This window comes from Pseudomonas corrugata (assembly GCF_050920615.1).
Lineage (GTDB): Bacteria > Pseudomonadota > Gammaproteobacteria > Pseudomonadales > Pseudomonadaceae > Aquipseudomonas > Aquipseudomonas corrugata.
Genome location: NZ_CP130434.1, coordinates 2,489,611 through 2,510,887, shown reverse-complemented (window position 1 = coordinate 2,510,887; position 21,277 = coordinate 2,489,611). Strand labels below are relative to the sequence as shown.

At 61.0% G+C, this 21,277-nt stretch carries 21 protein-coding genes; 18 read left to right on the top strand and 3 right to left on the bottom strand.

The features are described from left to right. Positions 1-13 precede the first annotated feature (13 nt). The 10 genes from QZH45_RS11495 to QZH45_RS11450 all read left to right on the top strand — a co-directional run bounded on the left by QZH45_RS11495 (position 14) and on the right by QZH45_RS11450 (position 10,460). Complete coding sequence (locus QZH45_RS11495) at positions 14-2,260, top strand: phage tail tape measure protein (RefSeq protein WP_055134843.1); 2,247 nt, start codon at positions 14-16, stop codon at positions 2,258-2,260. Beyond that, positions 2,257-3,585 carry a DNA circularization protein gene (locus tag QZH45_RS11490; protein WP_055134844.1) on the top strand — a complete coding sequence of 443 codons (1,329 nt, stop codon included), beginning with the start codon at positions 2,257-2,259 and terminating at the stop codon, positions 3,583-3,585. Before QZH45_RS11495 ends, QZH45_RS11490 begins: the two co-directional genes overlap by 4 nt. Further along, positions 3,569-4,687: a phage baseplate assembly protein gene (locus QZH45_RS11485; protein WP_055134845.1), complete on the top strand. Its 1,119-nt coding sequence runs from the start codon at positions 3,569-3,571 to the stop codon at positions 4,685-4,687. Before QZH45_RS11490 ends, QZH45_RS11485 begins: the two co-directional genes overlap by 17 nt. Before the next feature lie 17 nt (positions 4,688-4,704). Beyond that, a complete protein-coding gene (locus QZH45_RS11480) occupies positions 4,705-5,244 on the top strand; it encodes a phage baseplate assembly protein V (protein ID WP_081036463.1) in 540 nt (179 codons plus the stop codon). A gap of 77 nt (positions 5,245-5,321) precedes the next feature. Beyond that, entirely contained in the window at positions 5,322-5,672 is a 351-nt protein-coding gene (locus QZH45_RS11475; protein WP_055134865.1) for a phage GP46 family protein, read from the top strand. Further along, complete coding sequence (locus tag QZH45_RS11470; protein ID WP_055134846.1) at positions 5,672-6,742, top strand: baseplate J/gp47 family protein; 1,071 nt, start codon at positions 5,672-5,674, stop codon at positions 6,740-6,742. Before QZH45_RS11475 ends, QZH45_RS11470 begins: the two co-directional genes overlap by 1 nt. Beyond that, positions 6,739-7,314, top strand: coding sequence for a YmfQ family protein (locus QZH45_RS11465; protein WP_055134847.1), 576 nt, complete (start codon positions 6,739-6,741; stop codon positions 7,312-7,314). Before QZH45_RS11470 ends, QZH45_RS11465 begins: the two co-directional genes overlap by 4 nt. Continuing rightward, positions 7,314-8,417 carry a hypothetical protein gene (locus tag QZH45_RS11460; RefSeq protein ID WP_055134848.1) on the top strand — a complete coding sequence of 368 codons (1,104 nt, stop codon included), beginning with the start codon at positions 7,314-7,316 and terminating at the stop codon, positions 8,415-8,417. The genes QZH45_RS11465 and QZH45_RS11460 overlap by 1 nt, the downstream gene beginning before the upstream one ends. Then, positions 8,414-8,806, top strand: coding sequence for a hypothetical protein (locus tag QZH45_RS11455; protein ID WP_055134849.1), 393 nt, complete (start codon positions 8,414-8,416; stop codon positions 8,804-8,806). Before QZH45_RS11460 ends, QZH45_RS11455 begins: the two co-directional genes overlap by 4 nt. A gap of 502 nt (positions 8,807-9,308) precedes the next feature. Then, entirely contained in the window at positions 9,309-10,460 is a 1,152-nt protein-coding gene (locus QZH45_RS11450) for a M14 family metallopeptidase (protein ID WP_053191508.1), read from the top strand. Between the two features lie 140 nt (positions 10,461-10,600). Here the strand turns inward: QZH45_RS11450 and QZH45_RS11445 are convergent, their stop codons facing one another. Beyond that, complete coding sequence (locus tag QZH45_RS11445) at positions 10,601-11,143, bottom strand: cytochrome b (RefSeq protein WP_024780890.1); 543 nt, start codon at positions 11,141-11,143, stop codon at positions 10,601-10,603. Then, entirely contained in the window at positions 11,140-12,234 is a 1,095-nt protein-coding gene (locus QZH45_RS11440; RefSeq protein WP_055136104.1) for a catalase family peroxidase, read from the bottom strand. The genes QZH45_RS11445 and QZH45_RS11440 overlap by 4 nt, the downstream gene beginning before the upstream one ends. 167 nt (positions 12,235-12,401) lie before the next feature. On the opposite strand from QZH45_RS11440, the gene QZH45_RS11435 reads away from it, so the two are divergent. Next, the gene (locus QZH45_RS11435) at positions 12,402-12,908 is read left to right on the top strand and encodes a sigma-70 family RNA polymerase sigma factor (RefSeq protein WP_024780892.1); all 507 of its coding nucleotides are present in this window, start codon (positions 12,402-12,404) and stop codon (positions 12,906-12,908) included. Then, the gene (locus QZH45_RS11430) at positions 12,905-13,657 is read left to right on the top strand and encodes an anti-sigma factor family protein (protein WP_055136105.1); all 753 of its coding nucleotides are present in this window, start codon (positions 12,905-12,907) and stop codon (positions 13,655-13,657) included. Before QZH45_RS11435 ends, QZH45_RS11430 begins: the two co-directional genes overlap by 4 nt. Positions 13,658-14,510: 853 nt before the next feature. Here QZH45_RS11430 and QZH45_RS11425 read toward each other — a convergent pair. Then, entirely contained in the window at positions 14,511-15,347 is an 837-nt protein-coding gene (locus QZH45_RS11425) for an IclR family transcriptional regulator (protein WP_024778326.1), read from the bottom strand. Between the two features lie 251 nt (positions 15,348-15,598). On the opposite strand from QZH45_RS11425, the gene QZH45_RS11420 reads away from it, so the two are divergent. The 6 genes from QZH45_RS11420 (at position 15,599) to QZH45_RS11395 (ending at position 21,265) form a co-directional block, all read left to right on the top strand. Beyond that, positions 15,599-16,624 carry an ABC transporter ATP-binding protein gene (locus QZH45_RS11420; protein WP_024778325.1) on the top strand — a complete coding sequence of 342 codons (1,026 nt, stop codon included), beginning with the start codon at positions 15,599-15,601 and terminating at the stop codon, positions 16,622-16,624. Then, positions 16,621-17,490 carry an ABC transporter permease gene (locus QZH45_RS11415; protein ID WP_024778324.1) on the top strand — a complete coding sequence of 290 codons (870 nt, stop codon included), beginning with the start codon at positions 16,621-16,623 and terminating at the stop codon, positions 17,488-17,490. The genes QZH45_RS11420 and QZH45_RS11415 overlap by 4 nt, the downstream gene beginning before the upstream one ends. 6 nt (positions 17,491-17,496) lie before the next feature. After that, a complete protein-coding gene (locus tag QZH45_RS11410) occupies positions 17,497-18,291 on the top strand; it encodes an ABC transporter permease (protein WP_024778323.1) in 795 nt (264 codons plus the stop codon). Positions 18,292-18,298: 7 nt separating this feature from the next. Further along, on the top strand, positions 18,299-18,589 hold the full coding sequence (locus tag QZH45_RS11405) for a (2Fe-2S)-binding protein (RefSeq protein ID WP_024778322.1): 291 nt from the start codon (positions 18,299-18,301) through the stop codon (positions 18,587-18,589). A 208-nt stretch (positions 18,590-18,797) separates the two neighbouring features. Next, positions 18,798-20,153, top strand: coding sequence for an NAD(P)/FAD-dependent oxidoreductase (locus QZH45_RS11400; protein WP_053191501.1), 1,356 nt, complete (start codon positions 18,798-18,800; stop codon positions 20,151-20,153). Continuing rightward, positions 20,150-21,265 (top strand): NAD(P)/FAD-dependent oxidoreductase, encoded by a 1,116-nt coding sequence (locus tag QZH45_RS11395; protein WP_024778320.1) that lies wholly within the window; start codon positions 20,150-20,152, stop codon positions 21,263-21,265. The genes QZH45_RS11400 and QZH45_RS11395 overlap by 4 nt, the downstream gene beginning before the upstream one ends. The last annotated feature ends 12 nt before the right edge of the window (positions 21,266-21,277 follow it).

Here is a 21,277-nt window from a genome sequence, read left to right as displayed (position 1 = left end):
TGGAGTCGTAGCAATGAGTGATTTACGGGTTGCCCTGCGGATTCAAGCGACCTCCGGCAACAGTCGCCGCGAGGTCCAGGCGCTTGAGCAGGGCCTGAAGAAAGCCGCCAGGGACGGCGCCAAAGCGCTGGGGGATGAGGCGAACAGGACCGGGACCGCCCTCAATAAGTCCGCCCAGACGGGCGCAACGAGTTACAAGATCGTGCGTCAGGCAATGCGGGAGACGGCGCAGGGACAGGGTGTGTTCCGGCAGGGTGTCACTCAGACCAGTGCGGATCTTAAGGCCATGGGCCAAGCAGGACGCCAGGCAGCGCGGGAGACCAAAACCGAATTGGCCAAGGCCGCCAAAGAAGGCGCGGACCAGCTCCGCCAGTCGGTGGATAAGACGGAAGTCAGCATGCGGCGCCTCGCTCAATCAGGCGGCGGCAATCTGCGCCTGCTTAAGCGACTGGCTGCTGGTGTGCGTGAAGAGTTCAACCGGTTGAAGGGCTTTGGCCAGAGCGCACAGGGTAAGTTGACCGGCTTGGGCATCGGCGTTGGTGTCGGTGCAGGGCTAACCGGAAGCGCTAGGTTAGATCGTTCGCTGATTCGAACCCAGCAGACCGCAGGCATGACGAACGCGGATCGCGAAGAGTGGCGCCAGGAAGGCTTCCGGATCGCGAAGAAGTACGGCCTCGACCGGACCGACGTCGATAGCGGCTTCAATACCTTGATCGCTTCTGGCGTGAACTATGGCGCCTCCAAGGAGACCTCCGATGCAATTGGCCAGGCGACGGCAGTCACAGGGGCTGACTCGGCGGTACTGGGTAAAGCCGTTGTCGCGGGTGCCAGTGCCTTCAATCTGGACTTGAACAAGGCCGGTGTCGCGCTCGATCTGCTGCAAAAGATGACGGTGGCCGGACGCCAGGGTAACGCCGAGCTGGAGAACCTAGCCGACCTGTTCCCGAAAATCGGTGGTGCAGCACAGGCTGCGGGCATGTCGCTGGCACAGGCCCTGGCATTTACCGAGACACTTTCAACCGTTGAGATGCAACCGGAACGATTAGGCACGCTCGCTGAGTCGACTCTGCGCGTGTTCAGCAACAAAACTTATCGTGACCAGGTCACGAAAGCGTCCGGCGTAAAGTTCTTTGACTCGAAAGGTGCATCGCGTAACCCGGAGCAAGTATTTGCGGATTTGAAACGCAAATACGACGGGATGAAAACCGACGAACAACGCGGCAAGTTTATGGGGACGGTGTTCAAGGGCATGGACCAGGATACCATCCGTGGTATGCGCATTATGCTCGGCGGCAATAAACTCGATACATTCAAACAGCAATCAGGCGAGATTCAAAACGCTAAACCAATTTTCGAGAGCGACCTAAAGGACAACGTTGAAAGTGCCACCGGCGCTGGTGCTCGAATGAAGGCGACCTTGGGCGAGGCTATTGATCGCATGGCGAAGCCACTTAACAAAGGCTTTGCAGACTTTGGAAGCTACTTGCTCGATGACTTGAATCTATCGGGCGAGCAACTATTGGCTGGTAGTGCTGTGGCTGGTGTCGGTGGTTATTATGCCGGTCGCGGCGTCAAATCAGGTGCAGGCGCACTTATTAATAAGTTCATGGGCGGCCCTGAAACACTAAAGAATATCGCTGTTGGTAAAGTGCTGGAGGAAGCAGCAGGCGTAACTTCTGTATTCGTCACTAATTGGCCAAGCGGCGGTATGAATCTCGGTACATCTGGTGTGCCCGATCTTCCTAATACACCTTCTTCTAAGGGCAAGCCAGGTGGTTTTATTGCGCCCTGGTTGGCACCGATCATGCTCGGTTTAACCGCCACGCAGATAAGCGGCTCTACCGGCCAGAATACGGACGAAGACCGCCTGGCGATGGTCCCCAGGAACAAACTGATCAATGACGGGCAGCGTGCCTATCAAACAGCGTTCTACAGCAATCGCATTGCCCTGGCCGAACAGAACCCCGATCAGTCGCAAGAATGGTTGACCAGCCAAGCCCAACGTCTGGCGCATCAACAATCCGGACTAACAGCCTGGGGCACTTCAGCGGCCGGAGCCGTCAGTTGGGCGCAAAACGCGGCCAGCCGTCTTACCCAGGCGGGTATCGGCCCGCTTCAACAGGGCGCCGACAACATGGCCGAACAGCGGTTGCGCTCTCTAATTGATAAGCCGCTGGTTCTGGAGTTGCGGCTTAATTCTGAAATGGTTCAAGCCGAAGTTGAGCGCCGAACCGACATTCAAGTGAGGCGCGGAAATTGAGCTGGAAAGAGAACTTGCTGGACGCCTCGTTTCGAGGTGTTCCACTCGACGTTGCGGGCGAAAACTTACAAGCCCAGTGGTTTACTGGTCAGCATGGCACCCCATACAAACAAGGTGACTCGGCTGAGGATATGGGGCGCGGCGGTAGAGTTTTCGCTCTGCGGGTCATATTCAACGGTCCGAACTATGAGTTCGGGCTGAAGGCGCTACTTGATGCACTTGATGTGCTCGGGCCAGGCGAATTGGTGCATCCGATCTACGGTAGTGTCACCGTCGTCACCCAGACTCTGGATGTGCAGCACACCGCCGAGCGCCCGGACTACGCCGAGGTGGCTCTTCAATTCCTGGAATGCTCCCCTGATGAGCCGTTCTTTGATCGTGACCTGGTACGGACGTTGGTCAAATCGTCTTATGCCGAAGACGAAACTACTTGGCAGGACGGTGTTTTTGACCTCCTGGCCAAAGTCGACTCTCTGGTTACCGAGATTCAGAGTTGGATCGGTGGTGGTTGGACTGGCTTCATGGAAAAGTCCTTGGGACTGCCTGGCATTGGTCTTCGCTTGCAGCAACTGCGCAGCCAAATCATGGGGGTGGTATCGCAGGTGGTCAGTATGGCAACTAGCAATCCCATGGCAGCATTTGACCCATTGGTAGACTTGGCCAGGACGCCAACGGAAATTCGAGCAGTCATCCAAAACAGCACACCGTCAACGTCACGTGAGTTGCTGTCCCGGCGTGGTGTCCCATCCACGGTGCCGGGCAGCACCAGCTTGACAGCAGAAGCATCGAGAGCAGGCACAGAGCTTTTCGTCAGTGCCCGTCAGGGTACTGAGCCAGATGCGGCACTGATCCCTGACAGCATGCCAGCCGATCCCGTGGAAGCGGCCAGTTTGGCACTGGTGGTTCTGATCGTCACGGAGACGGCGCTGTCCAACGCACAGGCTGTGGCAGCCATCATTGAAGACGAAGCGACCACGCAGACCCTCAGTCCGGACGATGTGGAATCGCTGGTCAACCTGTCCCGGTCGCTCCTGGAGTCGGCCATCCTGCTGCATAGGCGCCTGTACGACGTAGAGGCCGCTCTGCCGGTGATCGATGCTCTGCGCACCATGGCTGCTCTGATCCAGGCCCGTGCCCGCTCTGTGATCTTGCTGAGTCCACCACTGATCGAGCGTGCCGTTGAGTCAGCCGCGAACTTGCGGCTGCTGGCTCACCGCTGGTACGGCGACCATTCGCGGGCCATCGAGCTTGCGCGACTGAATCCGAGCCTGAGCGCTCCCTACGACATCCAGCCAGGTGAGGTGCTTCGTGCCTACGCAAAATGACGCTATTACGCTGACCATCGGTGGACTCACCCACGCGACCTGGGATGGCTGGTCTGTAGAGTCGGATTTGCTCACCCCATCCGATGCCTTTGAGTTGGAGCTTTACATCAAGGACACGGCCACTTTGCCATCCGTCCTGGTCGAGGGGGCAAGCTGCACGCTCAACCTCGGTCGTGACAGGGTACTGACCGGCCAGATCGACGAATTCGAGCACGACGTGAACCGCCAAGGCGTCGCGATCCGCATCAATGGTCGCGATGGAGCTGCTGCTCTGGTCGATTGCTCATGTCCGTTCGTTTCGATGCGGGAAGCGTCGCTGATTGAGGTTATCAACCTGGTGGTGAAGCCGCTGGGAATCAGCAAGGTAAGCATCCAGACAGACGCCGCCAAGTCGCGGCGCCGTGTGCAGATTGAACCAGGGCAGTCGGCTTGGGAGGCGCTGATGCAGGTCGCCGAGGCCAACGGCCTTTGGCCTTGGTTTGAGCCAGACGGCACACTGGTCGTTGGTGGTCCGAACTACGAGGCTCCGCCAGTGGCCCAACTGATCCTGAACCGCAACGGTCAGGGTAACAACGTGGAGCGCCTTGGCGTTCGTCGGTCCATTGCCAATCGATACAGCCAGATCACGCTGCTCGGCCAGCATGGGCAGTATGACAATGACGGCTTGGACACCACTCGTTCGCACCTGCGGTCAGTGATCCAGGACGAGACTTTGGCCAAGCGGGGGATTTTCCGGCCTAAGGTGGTGATCGACAGCAGCACCGAGAACCAGGACATGGCCACAACTCGCGCCCGCAAATTGCTCGCTGACAGTCGGTTGGAAGGATTCGAAATGCGGGCGATTGTTAAGGGTCATCGCTGTGGCAATGGCGCCGTGTGGGCACCAGGTCAGCGCGTGCGAGTGAAGAGCGAGCCTCATGGGCTGGACGGGACTTACTTCTTGATGTCTCGCACTCTGCGGCTCACGCGAAGCCAGGGCGCGATCACAGAACTGCGCCTGCGGGAAGACAAAATGTGGGTGCTCGACGGTGCCAAACTGAAGAAGCACAAAGGGAAGAACAACCCGGACGCCGCATTCATTGAAATGCTTAAGGGGCTTTAGTGAGAACATTAGGACGAATGATGCGGGAGCAGGCTGCCCGCGAGCGCAGTAGCGTGCGCCAGGCGTTTCGAGCCGTGGCCAGCGCTTCGACTCAGGGCAAACTGATCGGAGTGCAGATGCAGGGCCTGGCCGGTGAGACCGTGGCGGGAGAGTTGTTCCAGCATTACGGCTTTACGTCATCGCCGCTGGCTGGTGCTGAATACATCTGCATCCCGGTAGGTGGGAGTAGTCAGCATGCCGTGGTAGTTGCCAGCGAGGATGGCCGATATCGGCTGACGCTGAATAACGGGGAGGTCGCTCTGTACACCGACGAGGGTGACAAGGTGCATCTCAAGCGCGGTAGGGTGATCGAGGTGGAGACAGACACTCTGATCGTGAAGGCCACCACTAAGGTCTCGTTTCAAACGCCGTTGCTAGAAACGAGCGGCACCGTAACGATTGAAAAGGGACTGGCAGTGAAAGGTAACATCGTGACCAACGGCAGCATCGGGGCTGGCGGCAACATCCTCGCTCAGGGCAGCATCGCTCCCAATTCAAGCGGCACCATCAGCATGTGATAATCGAGCTGGGTGGCTTTCTGATTCTTATAAGGAAGCTTAATCCAGCCCTGACGCCACTCCCTCATCATGCTCGCATGGACGCAGGCATAGACCCAATCTCAGGCGACTTAACCGGCAAGCGTATCAAAACGCTTGCCAACGCCATTTATCTCCGGCTCACCGTGCCACTCGGCTCCTGGTGGGCCGATCCCACTTTGGGCTCGCGCCTCTACCTGCTGCGCCGCTCCAAGGACTTGTCCAGGGTCGGTGTTCTCGCTAAGCAATATGCAACAGAGGCTCTACAGCCGCTGATTGATGATGGACGAGCCGCGTCCGTTTCTGTCGACGTTGAACAGCCGCATAACGGCTGGCTGCTTCTGTTGGTGACAGTGGTCGACAGCGCAGGCGCCGAGCAAGTTTTTCAGCATCCTGTAAGGGTCATCTGATGGCATTCACCGTTCCGACATACGACGCGATACTGAGCAACATCCTGCGCGATATCCGTAACCAGAATGCCGAGGCGGACATTGGCACTGATAGCGATAATTACGTGCGTTCTGCATCCTTTGCAGCGGCGCTTGAAGGCTATTATCAGAAACTTACGTGGCTTTACAGGCAGATATTTCCCGACGAAGCCGACGACGATGAAGTCATTCATGAAGCGGGATTGCGTGGGCTTTATTTAAAGGGCGCCGTGTCGTCAACGGGACCGGTCCCGCTAACGGGTACGCCAGGTGTGACGCTGTTCGCATCCTCTCGCCTAACCCATATTGCGACCGGCGCAGTCTTCCTGACTACCGAAGACGTCACCCTGAGTTCAGCAGGGGTTGTCTCGGCTGTGGTCCGAGCAGAAACACCGGGTTCACAACTCAACAACCTTACGGGCGCGCTCACGCTCACCAGTCCGCCGCTGGGCATGAACGCATCGACCAGCTTTTCCGCTGCAACCACGGGTGGAGAAGATCAGGAGTCAGTTGAATCCTTGCAGGCTCGCCTCCTGGACGTGATGCAGAAGCCGGCCGTAGGTGGTGCGGATTACGACTATGCACGATGGGCCAAAGAGGTCGATGGTGTTGCTTACGCGCTGGTTTTGCCCAGGCGTCGCGGTGGCGGTACGGTCGACATCGTCATCACCGCAAGCAATGGATTACCGTCCGCTGAAGTAGTCGCGGCGTGCCAGGCGCACGTTGAGTCTTTGTGTTCGGTCTATGCAGACGTGCTGGTATTTCTGCCCACTCTAAGAACCGTCGATTCGATTGCCCAGGTCGAGCTACAAGATGGCTACGAATTGGCTGACGTACAAGCTGCCGCTCAGAGCGCCTATGACGCGCTGCTGGGGGCGTTGAAGCCGAAAGAAGGGCTTCGGCGCTCTCAGATCGAAACGATGGTGAGTAGCTTGCCTGGCGTCTCAGATCGGGCCGTGACGTCCCCTGCGGGGAACGTGGCTGCGTCGCTGGACAGTTCGCTAATCGGCTGGATCAGGCCGGGCACCATAACCCTGGTGCCAATGGTATGACTCGCCTAGCTGATCAACTGCGTCTGCTGCTCCCGCTTGAAGCCTACGATCCCAACGCCAAAACGCTTTCGGGGGTGATCGAAGCGGAGGCTGCTGCATTGACGCTGGCTGAGCAGGCCACTGACCAGGTCTATGGCGCAATCTTTCCTGACACTGGTGCGGGTCTCACGGACTGGGAAAGAGTCCTGGCGCTGCCTGACCCTTGCCTTGTTGGCATCCAGCAATCGACACAGCAGCGAATAAATGCAGTCGTCAGCAAGCTTGGAACGCGTGGTGGACAGAGCAAGCCCTTCTTTATCGCGCTCGCAAAATCTCTTGGCTATGACATCACCATCACCACCTTCCGCCCCGCATATGCCGGTCGCGCACGTGCGGGCGACCCTATCTATGGTGGCGACTGGAGCTTCGCTTGGCGCGTAAACGCCCCGGCTGTCACGGTCAGCCATGCCGTTGCTGGGAGAACTGCTGCTGGCGATCCCTTGGCATCGTGGGGCAACAAATCACTTGAATGCAGGCTCAGCCAAATGAAACCGGCTGAGTCCATTTTGCTATTTGGTTACGGAGCCAGCTAATGCAGAAAATTGGAAGCAGTACCACGACAGCAAACGCTGCCGGTGAATACACCGAGGGCAATCCAGGTTCGGGCATCAATGCCACGCTCATTACTGCCGCGTGGCTAAACGCGATTCAGCGCGAGCTGGTGAACCTCATTCAAGGCGCAAGTCTGACGCTGAATCCCGCCGACGATTCGCAGGTGCTCAAGGCTATACAAGCCCTTCAAACGGCGATGAGCACCTGGACAAAAATCACCGGCAAGCCCACCACTGTAGCCGGGTACGGCATCACGGATGCTTTTACCAAGACGGAGACTTCAAGTGCCATTCAGACCGCCGTCGCGGGCTTGGTAGACTCTTCACCGGGTGCGTTGGATACGTTGAAAGAGTTGGCCACTGCATTGGGCAACGACCCAAGCTTTGCCACTACGATGACGAATGCGTTAGCGGGTAAGGCCAGCAAGGCGACGACTCTGGCAGGCTACGGAATCGTTGACGCTTACAGCAAGTCCGATCTTGATACTGCTCGCTCAGCGGCAGACATAGACGCCCTCCGGATCAACGGTCCATACATCGTGGCTGCCTCTACGCTGGGGACTCTGCCTTATGCTGGTGCGATAGGTACGCTGTTGCATCAAGAGAGGGGAAGCTCGTCCGGGCGATGGCAGTTGTTTAACGACTCGGTGGGAACCATCTATACCCGGTCGGCTCAATTGGGCTCAGGCACGTGGCTTGGCTGGGGTGAGCTTCAAATGTCCTCCAGCATCGCATTCACCTATCTTTACCCGAATGGTGGGAATGCGGCCTCGCCAGCATCCATCAGCAACAACTCTCGATATGTGGAGACAAATCCGTTCGGTAGCGCTCCCGTGATTTGCATTCCTCAAATATTGGTCTCCGGTGTGTGGGAGACGGTGGCGGTAACCTCTCCAGGCACCTCAACGGACAATACATTCGGTGTACTGGCAGCAGGCCGGGTGGCGGACATTATTGTCCGTACTGGGACCGGTGGCCTGGCGACATCCACCGCCGTTTCGGGCATCGGTACTTACCCCACCCAGCCCGCATCGAACATCACTAGTGCTCAATGTCGAGTTCAAGTTTGGAGGATCAAAGGATGACATTGCCTGTTTACGCGATGGTTGGGCATTCGTTTCAATCTGTTGGGGATGCCGTCTGTCCCGAGGGGTTCATCGAAATGCAGGGCTACAGACCCGACAGCGACGACTACACGGCGCAGGCTGACGGCACCTGGGCAATCACTGAAGACACGTTGCAAGCCAAGGCCGCTGCAATTGAGGCGATATGGCGTGACGGTGACCCGACGGTAGCAACGCCAGGTGAGCTGGCATTTATCGCTGAGCAGCTTCTGATGCTGGAAGATAACGACCCCAGCGCTGAGCCAGGGACAGCAGACCAATGGAGAGCCTATAGGGTGCAGGTTCGGGCATGGAAAGATGGTGCCCCCAACTACCCTGATCGTGCCTATCGGCCCGTGCGTCCGGCCTAGGCTGCCCAGTGAGTGCCAAAGTGCGCGCTCATCGGTGCCAAAGTGCGCGCGCGCTTACACAAGGTCAGGAAATATTTTCCAATGCGTGCAATAAAAACATTTGACTTGCAAATGATAATGATTATTATTGCAGCTACTGGTCGCGAGATCAGTCGATAGTCCAGAAGGCCTTAGGTCGGACTTCTGGGGTATCTCCTCATCAGGCTAATCACGGTTTTTGACCCGGCTCCTGCCGGGTCTTTTTTTGCCGAGTTTGCGGCTTATGGCTTCAGGCTGATGAGATCTTCAGTGGCTGTTACCGATTTGACGACGGTGATGATCATTCATTTACCGCACCTCACCCGTCAAAACTAACGACAGCCAGCACTTGAGAATCAGATGCGGACTCTCTAAGCTGCTTCTGCGTCCAGGGAGGACGCCCCCTGTTTCATGACGCAAATCGTCCCGATCTACCCTTCCTTGCGTGTAAAGTAATGGCCATGGAAATCCTCTCAAAGGAATCGTGACCGTGGCTAAATCGTCTTTTGATATCAGCGCCAATTTCGACAGCGGCAACATCCAGGTCGTGGATATCAGCAACCCGTTGCAAACGCTGCTGAAAATCCGCCCCGACACCCGCAGCCCCCACTTCCAGTGGTTCCACTTCAAGGCCAGCGGCCTGCATGTTGGCCAGGAACATTCCTTCCGCCTGCTCAACGCCAGTCAATCGTCCTACAACAAGGCATGGACGGGTTACCAGACCGTCGCCTCCTACGATCACGTCAATTGGTTCCGCATTCCCACTCAGTTCGAAGGCGATTCACTGCGTTTTTACCTTGAAGCCGAACAGCCCCACGCCTGGTTTGCCTACTTTGAGCCCTACAGCCGTGGCCGTCATGACTGGCTGATCGAACAGGCGCAGCACAAGGCTGGAGCCGAGTTGCTGGCCACCGGTAAAAGCGTCGAGGGACGTGATATCCAGTTGCTGCGCAAGGGCAGCGGTGCCGAAGGCCGGCGCAAGGTCTGGATCATCGCTCAGCAGCACCCCGGCGAACACATGGCCGAGTGGTTCATGGAAGGGGTGGTCGAACGCCTGCAGGATCAGGACGACGCCCAACTGAACCACCTGTTGGCCAAGGCCGATCTCTATCTGGTGCCGAACATGAACCCGGATGGCGCGTTCCATGGCCATCTGCGTACGAACGCCATGGGCCAGGACCTCAACCGTGCCTGGCAGGACGCCAGCCTGGAAATCAGTCCCGAGGTATTCTTCGTACAGCAGCAGATGGAAAAGTACGGCGTCGATCTGTTCCTCGATGTTCATGGTGATGAGGAAATCCCCCACGTCTTCACCGCAGGTTGCGAAGGCAACCCCGGCTACTCACCACGCCTTGCCAAGCTCGAAGAGCGCTTTCGCAGCCACCTCAAGCACCAGACCAAGGACTTCCAGACCACCCATGGCTACACCCGCGACGAACCGGGCCAGGCGAACATGACCCTGGCCTGCAACGCGGTCGGCCAGAAATACGACTGCCTCTCCCTGACCCTGGAAATGCCGTTCAAGGACCACGACGATCACCCGAACCCGCAGACCGGCTGGTCCGGCAAGCGCTCTATGCAACTGGGCAAAGATGTGTTGAGCACTGTGGCGGATATGGTCGATGAGCTGCGCTGATCCAACGACCTGATCATCAACCTGTGTGAGGGTCTGTAGGAGCTGGCGAAGCCTGCGATCTTTTGATCTCTGGACTCAATTGCCAGGGGAAAGATCGCAGCCTCGTTGCACTCGGCAGCTCCTGCAGGGGCCGGCAGGATTCAGGCCCGATCGCGCCCGCGCAACATGCTGTCCAACACCTCATCCCGCCGCACCCAGCCGTGAAACAGTGCTGCCGCCAAATGCACCAGTACGGTCAGGAACAGCAGGTAGGCCAAGTACCCGTGGGCCTTGCGCAACCACGCGAACGTCTGGGCATTCGCCGGCAGGATCGAGGGCAGTTGCAGCGAACTGCTGAGCATCACCGGATCCCCCGCCGCCGAAATCATACCCCAGCCCAACAGCGGCAAGACCAACATCAAAGCGTACAGCAGGACATGGGAGGCCTTTGCCGCCAGCACCTGCCAGCCAGGCAGATCCCTGGGTAGTGCCGGTGGGCGCGTGGTAAAGCGCACCGCCAGGCGCACAATCACCAGCAGCAGAATCGCGATGCCCAGGGGTTTGTGCAACTGGAGCAGCCACTCATGACGCTCGGATACCGAGGCCACCATGCCCGCGCCAATGAACAACATGGCGATGATCATCAATGCCATCAACCAGTGGAGCAACCGGGCCAAGGGTGCGAAGTGACGGGGGACGCTCATGGGCGGGACTCCTGGGTGGCGGGCAACCGGCTCACTTCGCTGGTACGCCGCAGATAGGAACTGGCATACGCGGCGGAACGCGCGGCCAGCAGCGGGTCTTCGGAACCTTCGATACCGCTGGGCAGGATCAGCGGGTCATAGTTGATGTCACGGCAGTCGCCGTTGTCCTGCGCCTGGGCACTCTCCAGCACCAGCGTGCCGGCGTTAAGCACCTTGCGATCCGTGGGCCAGGGCTTGCTGGCGTCATTCACCGGATCGCCAGGATTGGCCAGGGTGATGTTCAACCGCCAGCGCAACGGTCCGGCGGCGAGACGTTTGGTCAGGTCCTGCTCCAGATAGTCGGCGCCCTGGGCGGGTGGCGCATCCGGCGCGTCCGCGGTCAGCGGGACCACGCCCCAACGCACCGCCTGACGTTGCCCGGCCTGATTGACCAGGTAAAACGCATTGATGCCGTTGTAGGTCTCGGTGGCATAACTGGCCGAAGGCTTGGCGGTCTTGATCCATTGCAGAAACGGCACGGCTTCCGGGTGGGCGGCAAAGAACGCCGGCACCGCCGTCGGGTTCGGTTTCCCCGTGGCAGGATCCGGTGACTGAGCCTGTTGGAGTTGGTAGAACGCCTCAGGCGTGCCCACCGGGAAAACCGGCATGCTGTTCATGCCGGTACGCCATTGCTGGCCGTTGGCTTGAGTGAAGCGCAACGCCAGGCTGCGGATCGGTACGCTGCCGTCCGGCGCGTAAGGGTTGCCGCTGGGCAAGGCGAAACGTCCAACAACCGGCGTCCGTGCGTCCATGAACACCTGGGCGCTGGAATAGGCTCGCGCCTCGCCGCTGCTTTCGAAATAACCGGCGACACAGACACCCTTCGAGTGATTGCGCCGGAAGCCCGGATGAACTCCATTGTTCTTTTCCAGCACATTGACCAGCGCCTTGGGCGTCAGGCGCTGTGGGTCAAGGGTGCCATTGACGTAGGCAAATGCCCCCGCCAGAGCGGCAACAATAACCGCAATGCCACCCAGACGCAGTGTCAGACTGGCGGCACTCAACGGCGGCCGACCCGATGCTGGGTCCGGAGAAGAAGAAGGGTCAACCATGACGAAGCTCCAAGGCTCAAGGCCATTCAAGGAAAGGACCCGTCAGACGAAGGCCTGAAGGTTTTATTCCCAAGCTTCGTATTTATTTTCCCTACGCTGGAATAACCTCGTTCGAGGATCGTCTTTCCAGTCTCACTCAGCGACGGCTCACCGGACGCCAAACGCCCATGAACGAACTCGACGAACAGTTGCGCATGCTCATCCCCCGGCTACGACGGTTTGCCCTGTCGCTGACGCGCAACCCCAGCAATGCCGACGACCTGGTGCAAACGTGCCTGGAGCGGGCCTTGTCAAAATGGAACGACAAGCGTCCAGACGGCGATCTGCGGGCCTGGCTGTTTTCCATCCTGTACCGGCAATTTCTCGATGCCCACCGCCGTTCCCGACGCTACGCCCGCATGCTGGAGTTTTTCACCGGCCGCGACGAGACACACCCCTCGGCCGAGCGCAGCGTGATCGCCCAGTCGTCCCTGCAGGCCTTCGACCAACTCAACACCGAACAGAGAGCGCTGTTGCTGTGGGTGTCGGTGGAAGGCTTGAGCTACCAGCAAGTCGCCGACATCCTCGGCGTGCCGACCGGCACCGTGATGTCACGCCTGTCCCGCGCCCGCCAGGCATTGCGCCAACTCAGCGAAGGCGAAATCACCCGCCCCACCTTGCGGATACTCAAATGATCAACATGCCCCCCAGCGACAGCGACCTGCACGCCTACGTCGATCGCCGTTTAAGCGAGGCCGACCAGCACCTTATGGAAACCTACCTCGGCGGCCACCCCGACGTCGCCGCCCGGGTCCGGGCCTGGCAACAGGACGCGTTGCGCCTGCGCACCGCCCTGAGCGGCGCCTTGCAGCAACCGGCCAACCCGGCTCTCGACCCGGCGATGATCCGCCAACGGCTGAAGCAACGCACCCGCCGACACTTGGCCAGCGCCGCGATGCTGTTGCTGGCCGTCAGCGTGGGTGGTTTCGGTGGCTGGCAGGCCCGTCAGATGACCCTCCTCAGCGCCGCCCAACCCATGGCTGACGCCATGCAGGCCTATCGGCTGTTTGCTCAGCAAGGCATCCTGCCGGCCGATTACCAGACAAGTGACGAAAACAGCATGCAAGGCTGGCTCGACCGCTACTTCAGCCATGCCAATCGTCTGCCGGATCTTTCCGGTGCCGGCTTCAAGCCGGTCAGCGGCCGATTGCTCAGTACCGAACAAGGCGCGGCGGCGATGATCGTCTACCAGGACGAAAGCGGTCAGAAGATCAGTTTCTACGTACGCCCGCCGGGACCCAGGAATTTCCTGCTGCCTCGTGGCAGCCGGCGTGACGGCGAGTTGCAGGCCGAATACTGGTCCGGTCCGGGGTACAACTATGCGGTGGTGATTCCCAGTGACATGCCGGCGGCCCAAAAACTCAAGCAGACCCTGGACTTCTGACCCCGCCGCCATCTCCTGTGGGAGCCTGCTCCCACACTGGAGCTGCGGATGGCCGCAGCGTCGGGGGCCGACGCCTACCTGTGGGAGCCGGGCTTGCCCGCGATGGCGGCGGCGCATTCAACAGGGGTGCAGACTGATCCACCGCTATCGCGAGCAGGCTCGCTCCCACACTGGAGCTGCGGATGGCCGCAGCATCGGGGTCCGACGCCGTACCTGTGGGAGCCGGGCTTGCCCGCGATGGCGGCGGCGCATTCAACAGGGGTGCAGACTGATCCACCGCTATCGCGAGCAGGCTCGCTCCCACACTGGAGCTGCGGATGGCCGCAGCATCGGGGTCCGACGCCTACCTGTGGGAGCCGGGCTTGCCCGCGATGGCGGCGGCGCATTCAACAGGGGTGCAGACTGATCCAGCGCTATCGCGAGCAGGCTCGCTCCCACACTGGAGCTGCGGATGGCCGCAGCATCGGGGTCCGACGCCTACCTGTGGGAGCCGGGCTTGCCCGCGATGGCGGCGGCGCATTCAACAGGGGTGCAGACTGATCCAGCGCTATCGCGAGCAGGCTCGCTCCCACACTGGAGCTGCGGATGGCCGCAGCATCGGGGTCCGACGCCTACCTGTGGGAGCCGGGCTTGCCCGCGATGACGGCGGCGCATTCAACAGGGGTGCAGACTGATCCAGCGCTATCGCGAGCAGGCTCGCTCCCACACTGGAGCTGCGGATGGCCGCAGCATCGGGGTCCGACGCCTACCTGTGGGAGCCGGGCTTGCCCGCGATGGCGGCGGCGCATTCAACAGGGGTGCAGACTGATCCAGCGCTATCGCGAGCAGGCTCGCCCACAAAGGACTCCGAACTTCACCCCTGCCCAAACACCTGCGAAGGCCGGCGCAGCAGCGGGTCGAATGGGTTGATCCGAGGGCCGATCAACGCCGCCTCGCGCTTGAGCATCTCCACCACCGTCGGCAGGCGATCCGGCCCCAGACGGTCGCTGATGGTGGCGACACTCAGGGCCGCCACGGCACGGCCGCCGCGATCCAGGATCGGCACCGCCACCCCCGCCATCCCTTGCAACACCCCGGTGTTGCGTCCGGCATAGCCCAGGCTGCGCACGTTCTCCACTTCCGAGCGCAGGAAGACTTCGTCGTACAGATGAAAGTCCTTGAGCCGTGGCAAGTTGTAATGAATCACCGTGTCGCGCTCCTCTTCCGGCAGGAATGCCAGGATCGCCAGGCTGCCCTGGCCCACGCCCAGCGCCACCCGGCCGCCGATGTCACCGGTAAAGGTGCGGATCGGGAATGGCCCTTCACTGCGGTCCAGGCAGATCGCATCGAAGCCGCTACGCGCCAGCAGGAACAACGAGTCCCCCAGGGACGCCGACAGCCGCAGCATGGCCGGTCGCGCCAGTTCACGCAGGTTGCCGGTGTTCCCGGCACGGGCGGCCAGGGCAAAAAAGTCCAGGCTCAGGCGATAGCGTTTACTGCGCCCGTCCTGCTCGACCATGCCCTCATCCATCAGGCTGCGCAGCAGGCGATGGGTAGTCGGCTGGGACAGGCCGATGCGCTGGGCCAGTAGGGTTACCCGCTCCCCGCCTTCGGTGGTGTCACCCAGACTGCGCAACACGGCGAATAACCTGGAGACAGCGCCAACCCCTACTTCACTTTTTTCTGTATTCCGATCAGCGGAATCATTCATCTTGTTTTTCACTCATCAATTCACTGATCGAATGAAACTGAAAATAGTCATCGCCTCAGTGAAATAGGCCATTGAGCCCATCCTATTCTTCGTCCTACTCTGCGTCCATAGAGGGGCGATTCGAACAACAACGGCAGCCGATCCAGATCGAGCGCCAACGCACCGAGTGTCCTGCGTCACCCCTTCGTATCTGCCCTTACAAAAAAGCGCGCCTTACGGCGACGCATAACAATCTCAGGTGGAGCGCAGTCATGGCTTTCGTGCAACTTGAAAACTTGAGTAAACGCTACGGCGACATCGACGCCGTGGTTGCCACCGACCTCGCGGTAGAGAAAGGCGAATTCGTCTCGCTGCTGGGCCCTTCCGGTTGCGGCAAGACCACCACCCTGCAAATGATCGCCGGCTTCGTCGAAGTCAGCAGCGGGCGCATCCTGCTGGACGGCCGCGATATTACCCACGCCAAACCCGCCAGCCGTGGCCTGGGTGTTGTGTTCCAGAGCTACGCGCTGTTCCCCCACATGACCGTCCGCGACAACGTCGCTTTCGGCCTGCGCATGCGCAAGGTGCCGGGCAGCGAACTCCAGCAACGAGTGGACCGGGTACTGAAACTGGTGCGCCTGGACCGGCATGCCGAGCGTTACCCCCGGGAACTCTCGGGCGGCCAGCGTCAGCGCGTGGCACTGGCCCGGGCGCTGGTGATCGAACCGCCGGTGCTGTTGCTCGACGAACCGCTGTCCAACCTGGACGCCAACCTGCGCGAAGAGATGCAATTCGAGATCCGCCGCATCCAGCGGGAAGTCGGCATCACCACGTTGATGGTCACCCATGACCAGTCCGAAGCGCTCTCCATCAGCGACCGCGTCGTGGTGATGCAAGCCGGGCGCATCACCCAGATCGACTCGCCCTACACCCTTTACGAACACCCACGCACCACCTTTATCTCCGGTTTCGTTGGCAAGGCCAACCTGCTGCCCGGCGAACGCGACGGCGCCGGCGACGTTCAAGCCTGTCAGTCGGGCCAGGGCGAACTGACCTTGAGCCTGCGCCCGGAGAAAATCGACCTGTGCGCCGCCGGCACGGGCCGCCTGCAGGGTACGATCGTCAGCCGCTTCTTCCTCGGCAGCCAATGGTTGTATGGCGTCTCGACCAGCCTGGGTGAGCTTTGCGTGGTGCGCCGAAATGACGGCTCTGCGCCAATGAGCGAAGGCACGGCAGTGGGCCTGGACTGGGATCCGGCGCTGCTGCGGGTGCTGAGTGTCGACGAGGTGTCGGCATGAAGCTGCTGGACGGAATGCGCCGGGGCCGACAAGGCTACCTGATGTCCGCACCGGCCCTGGCCCTGTACCTGGGTTTGCTGGTGATTCCCCTGGGGTTGACACTGGTGCTGTCGTTCAACGTCTTCGACTACGGGTCGGGCATCGACAGCAACGCGTACACCCTCGATCACTACATCAGCCTGCTGGGCGATTCGTACTTCTACGAGATCTTTTTTCGCACCTTCTGGATCAGCGCCCTGACCACGCTGTTGTGCGTGCTGATCGGCGTGCCCGAGGCGTATGTGCTCAGCCGCATGGGCGCGCCATGGCGCTCGATTTTCCTGATCCTGATTCTCACCCCGTTGCTGATCTCGGTGGTGGTCCGGGCCTTCGGCTGGAGCCTGCTGCTGGGCGCCGACGGGTTGGTCAACCAGACGCTGCAAGTGCTCGGTGGTTCACCAGTGAAGTTGCTCTATACCCCATTTGCCGTGGTCATCGCCCTGGTCCACGTGATGCTGCCGTTCATGATCATTCCGGTCTGGACCTCGCTGCAGAAGCTCGACCCGGCCGCGGAACAGGCCGCGCTGTCCCTCGGGGCCAGCCAGCTCACGGTGATCCGCAAGGTCGTGCTGCCGCAGATCATGCCCGGCGTGCTGTCCGGCACCTTGATTGTGTTCGGCCTGGCCGCCAGCTCCTTCGCCATTCCCGGCCTGCTCGGCGGACGCCGTTTGAAGATGGTCGCCACGCTGATCTACGACCAGTACCTGTCGGAACTCAACTGGCCCATGGGCGCGACCATCGCCATTGCGCTGCTGCTGCTCAACCTGCTGATCATGCTGTCGTGGAACCGCATGATCGAAGGCCGCTACAAGAAGTCACTGGGGTAACTCGTCATGTCCAGGAACGGTCCTTTCGCCCTGTTGTTTCACGCCTTGGTCGTGGTGTTCATGCTGGCGCCGCTGGTGGTGGTCTGTCTCGTCGCCTTCACGCCGGAAAACACCCTGAGCCTGCCGACCACGGAGTTTTCCTTGCGCTGGTTCCGCGCCGTGTTCGAGCGCGCGGATTTCGTCGATGCGTTCTATAACAGCCTGGCCCTGGCGTTCTGCGCGGCCTCGCTGGCGACGTTGATCGCGGTACCGGCGGCGCTGGCAATCACCCGCCTCGAATTTCCCGGCCGGGACTTTTTCAATGGCCTGTTCCTGTCACCGATCATCATCCCGCACCTGGTGCTGGGTGTGGCGTTGCTGCGGTTGTTTGCCCTGATGGGGGTCAATGGCAACTTCACCTGGCTGATCTTCGCCCACGTGCTGGTCATCACTCCGTATGTGCTGCGCCTGGTGCTGGCGTCGGCCATCGGCCTGGACCGCAGCGCCGAACAGGCTGCGCAATCGTTGGGTGCCGGGCGCTTCACACTGTTTCGGCAAATCACCTTGCCGATGATCCTGCCGGGGGTGGCCGGGGGCTGGTTGCTGGCCTTCATCAACAGTTTCGATGAAGTCACGCTGTCGATTTTTGTCACGTCACCGGCGACTCAAACCCTGCCGGTGCGCATGTATGTGTACGCCACCGAATCCATCGACCCGATGATGGCGGCGGTGTCGGCGCTGGTCATTGCGCTTACAGCGCTGACCATGATTCTGCTCGACCGGGTCTATGGCCTGGATCGGGTTCTGGTGGGTAAACAATGAGGGCACCATGGCGCTGCTGAAACGACTGGCCGAAGGCGACCGCCCGGCCCTGGATTTTACCCTCGACGGCCAGCCGGCCACCGGCCTGTTGGGTGACACGCTGCTGACCGCCGTACTGACCTGCGGCGAACACCTGCGCGGCAGCGATTTCAGCGCCGAACCGCGGGCGGGGTTCTGCCTGATGGGCGCGTGCCAGGACTGCTGGGTCCGCCTCGGCGACGGCCGCCGCGTCCGCGCCTGCGCCACCCTGCTCGAAGCCGGCCAGCAGATCACCCGCGAACCGGGACGCCAGGTATGAACATGTCCCTCATTGGTCGCGATAACGGTCTGCCTGCCGCCACTTTCGTTGAATGTGCCGCCGCCTTCGCGGGCAAGCCCGCTCCCACAGGGGTTTTGCGGCGCTCACAAAATCGGCGTTCCGCACCGCTCCACTGTGGGAGCGAGCCTGCTCGCGATAGCGCCTTCGACAGCGCCACATGGCCCCCGATCTTGTCGATGAGGCAATCATGAAAACAATCGCCATCATCGGCGCCGGCCCCGCCGGAATCCGTGCCGCCCAGACCCTGGTCGCCCACGGCGTGTACCCTGTCTTGCTGGATGAAGCCTTGCGCGGTGGTGGGCAGATCTACCGGCGGCAACCGGACAATTTCAAACGCTCGCCAGCCAAGCTGTATGGCTTCGAAGCGCACAAGGCCCGGTCGATCCACCAGACCATCGATGAGCTGCGCAACCAGCTCGACTATCGTCCCGATACCTTGGTATGGAACGCCGAATCCGGCGTGCTGGACACTTTGCATGCGGGGCGCGCCGCCCGGCTGGAGTATTCGAGCCTGATCGTCGCCACAGGCGCCACCGACCGGATCCTGCCCGTTCCGGGCTGGACGTTGCCGGGGGTGTACAGCCTCGGTGCTGCGCAGATCGCCCTGAAGTTCCAGGGCTGCGCCATCGGTGAGCGCGTGGTGTTCGCCGGCAGCGGCCCGTTGCTTTATCTGGTGGCTTATCAATACGCCAAGGCTGGCGCCAACGTGGTCGCCGTGCTCGACAGCTCCCCCCTGGGCGCCCAGGCCCGCGCCCTGCCCGGCCTGCTGGCGCAACCGGCCACGCTCGCCAAGGGTATCTACTACCGGGGCTGGCTGACCGCACATGGCATCGCCGTGCATCAAGGCGCGAGCCTGTCGCGTATCGACGGCGAACGACGGGTGCAGTCGTTGAAATGGCACAACGCAAAAGGCGAGCAAACCCTGGACTGCGACGCGGTGGCCTTCGCCCACGGCTTGCGCAGCGAAACCCAACTGGCCGACCTGTTGGGTTGCGAATTCACCTGGAGTTCCCTCAACCGCGCCTGGCTGCCCCAGCGGGACAGCGCTGGCCGCAGCAGCGTGACCAGTGTCTACCTCGCGGGTGACGGTGCGGGAATCATGGGCGCCGACGCAGCCGAAAAAGCCGGCGAACGCGCCGCCCTGGCCTTGCTCGAAGACAGCGGCTACCGAGTCGATACGCAGCGCTGCACCCAGTTGGAGAAAGAACTGGAGCGCATCGGCCACTTCCGGCAAGGCCTGGAACGTGCCTTTGCCTTTCCGCAAAGCTGGGCCGCCGACGCGGCGGACGAATTGACGATTTGCCGTTGCGAAGAAGTCAGCGTCGGCGACATCCGCCGGGTGATCGGCGAAGGCCATTGGGAAATCAACCGGGTCAAGGCTCATTGCCGGGTCGGCATGGGCCGTTGTCAGGGAAGAATGTGTGGCACCGCGGCGGCGGAGATCATCGCCAGCGAAAGTGGACGGCCCATCTGCGGTATCGGCCGCTTGCGGGCCCAGGCACCGGTCAAACCCGTACCGTTTGGCCTGGAGATCGAACCATGATCGAAGTCGACGTGGTGATCATCGGCGGCGGCATCGTCGGCTCGTCGGCGGCGCTGTTCCTGAGCAAAGCCGGACGTCGGGTGGCCCTGCTGGAACGGGACTTCTGCGGCTCGCACTCAAGTGGCGTGAACTATGGCGGTGTGCGACGCCAGGGGCGGCCCTTGTCTCAACTGCCCCTGTCGCAACGGGCCCACGAAATCTGGAGCCATTTGCCCCAACTGATCGGCATCGACGGCGAATACCAGCGCAGCGGCCATCTGAAACTGGCCCGCAGCGCCGAGGACATGCGTGCGTTGCAGGACTACGCCGTCAGCAGCCAGGGCTTTGGCCTCGACTTGCAACTGCTGGATCGTCAAACACTGCACGCGCGTTTCCCCTGGGTGGGCGCAGTGGCTGTCGGGGCCTCGCTTTGCCCGGACGACGGGCACGCCAATCCACGACTGGTGTCCCCGGCCTTTGCCCACGCCGCCCGTCGGCACGGCGCTCAGGTTCATGAACAATGCCCGGTCAGCCTGGTGGAGCACGACGGCCAGCGCTTTATCGTGCGGACCGAAACGGGCCTGATGCTCCGCGCGCCCTGGCTACTGAACTGCGCCGGCGCCTGGGCCAGCCATTTCGCCGCACAGTTCGGTGAAACCGTGCCCATGCACGCCGGGCACCCGGCGATGCTGGTGACCGAGCCCTTGCCCCTGGTAATGGATGCCAGCACCGGCGTGGAAGGCGGTGGAATCTACGCGCGCCAGGTTGCCCGAGGTAACTGCGTACTGGGCGGCGGCCAGGGCTTCGCCCTGGACGACGCTCGCGCCCGGCCTGGCCAGAATGCCGTGATCGAGATCCTGCGCCAGGCGGTCGATCTCTATCCGTTCCTGAAGGGCGCCCAGGCGATTCGTACCTGGAGCGGCACCGAGGGTTACCTGCCCGATCGCCAGCCGGTGATCGGACACAGCAGCACCCAACCCGGTCTGTTGCACGCGTTCGGCTTCGCCGGGGCAGGCTTCCAGATCGGCCCGGCGGTGGGCCAGGCGCTCACCGAAATCATCTGTTGCGGCGAATCGAAAACGTCGCTGGATGCGTTTTCCATCACACGGTTTCACTCCATCCCCGTTTCTTGATAGAGGAAGGTC